Raw genomic sequence first — 346 nt, forward strand, 5'->3', positions numbered from 1 at the left:
GGCTTACGGAGGCTTCGTGTGGGTGAACCTCGACGACGAGTGCGAGCCTCTTGCTAACTACATCGCCGGTGCGTTCGACTTCATGAGCCAGGAGCTGGACACGGAACCTCTGGAAATATTCCATTATCAGAAATCCATCATCCGTACCAATTACAAGCTATGGCACGAGACGAGCCGCGAGTTCTACCACGACTACATGCATTACCACAATCGTGCCACCGGAATGCTGCAGAAAGGCTATTTCGACCGCAAGTACACAGTATTTCCAAATGGTCACGCGGCTACGGGTTTGACCACGGTTGCCTATGAGGCGTACGAAGGGAGCAAAGACCGTGTTCTTACTTTC

The 346-nt window shown here is 52.3% G+C and carries 1 pseudogene; it reads left to right on the forward strand.

What is annotated here, in order from left to right:
- Positions 1–22: 22 nt before the first annotated feature.
- Positions 23–346: pseudogene (locus ACTFO6_RS18140) on the forward strand (aromatic ring-hydroxylating dioxygenase subunit alpha); the annotation flags it as partial.

It is taken from the genome of Pelomicrobium sp. G1 (genome assembly GCF_051905455.1).
GTDB lineage: Bacteria > Pseudomonadota > Gammaproteobacteria > Burkholderiales > UBA6910 > Pelomicrobium.